Below are 585 nucleotides of genomic sequence, written 5' to 3'. Positions count from 1 at the left end.
AATTCCGTCATTACGCTGTCGGCAAGGAATCGGGAAAGACAAATCACATCGAACGATACAACGGCACACTCAGGCAACGTATTTCCAGGCTCGTACGAAAAGCACTTTCTTTTTCAAAAAAGCTTCAGAACCATATTGGAGCTATTTGGTATTTCGTCCATCATTATAATAGCACTCTCTCAGCCAAAGCTCATCTGTGAAATCATATAGAGAAGGGTACTACCGCAAATTCTTCTGCAGCCCAGCCCATCGTCAGCTCCAAAACATCTCAGAAAACCCAAGTCTAACCAGTACACCTAAAGTTGTGTGGAATGGGATGCCTTCACGCTTTGACTATCAATGATGGCTCCCGTCGGGTTTGGCGCGCGGTCTTTTTTTGCGTAAACGCTGACGAAGCGCGGTATTGACTTGTTCAAGCATCAGGCGGCCTTGTTCATAAGCCCGCCCAAGTCCGCGTTCAGAACTTGGTGATGGATGTGCGGGGATTTGGCAGAACCCTCGAAATTTCCTACCCTTGGAAGTGCAAACTCACCGAGGGTTCGGAAAGATGTTCGAAGATCCTGCCGAGATTGACTTTAGACCAAG

Annotated in this window: 1 protein-coding gene; it reads left to right on the top strand. The window is 47.5% G+C overall.

Going from position 1 to position 585, the window contains the following annotated elements:
• Positions 1–200 (top strand): IS1 family transposase (locus CKO27_RS24060; protein ID WP_242470963.1); only part of this gene is annotated, 200 nt, incomplete at its 5' end.
• Positions 201–585: the final 385 nt, after the last annotated feature.

This window comes from Thiocystis violacea (assembly GCF_016583575.1).
Classification (GTDB): Bacteria; Pseudomonadota; Gammaproteobacteria; order Chromatiales; family Chromatiaceae; genus Thiocystis; species Thiocystis violacea.
This window is presented reverse-complemented; position numbering and strand designations above follow the sequence as displayed.